The organism is Leisingera sp. ANG-M1 (assembly GCF_000813745.1).
GTDB lineage: Bacteria > Pseudomonadota > Alphaproteobacteria > Rhodobacterales > Rhodobacteraceae > Leisingera.
The window spans coordinates 1,299-1,788 of the sequence record NZ_JWLC01000049.1 but is presented as its reverse complement, the minus strand read 5'-3'; the positions used below and the strand labels follow the sequence as shown (position 1 = coordinate 1,788).

Below are 490 nucleotides of genomic sequence, written 5' to 3'. Positions count from 1 at the left end.
GGGGATGGTGGCAATGATCAGCCCCATGGCAAGCCGCGAACCGGGGGTGTCCGTGCGGCCCGTGAGCGCCCGCGGCAGGCCCGCCAGCCCCTCGCGCACATCGCTCCAGAAATAGATCATCACCGCGGCCAGGGTGCCCACATGCACGGCAACGTCGATCACCTGCCCTTGATCGTCGAGTCCAGTCAGGGAGGGCAGGAGAATCAGGTGGCCGGAGGAGGAAACAGGCAGGAATTCGGTAATCCCCTGGATCAGTGCAACCAGGATCAGTTGAAAGAGCGGCATCCGGTGAAAGTCCCTTGCTGGCCGCGGATGGGCCGTAAAGTGTCGCGACTCTGTATAAATCCTGGCACGGGATTGGAAAGCCCGCTGTTAGATCCGATTCGGACCTAAAAATCCTGTACATTTCCGTGAAACACGGTATCAGAAATCAAGCGCTGGCAAAATAGGTCAGCATAGTTGACATAAAGCGTGCCAGTACCTGCAAAGG

At 58.4% G+C, this 490-nt stretch carries 1 protein-coding gene; it reads right to left on the bottom strand.

From position 1 onward, the window contains the following. On the bottom strand, positions 1-285 hold a 285-nt coding region (locus RA19_RS25165), incomplete at its 3' end, for an undecaprenyl-diphosphate phosphatase (protein WP_039168588.1). Positions 286-490 lie beyond the last annotated feature (205 nt).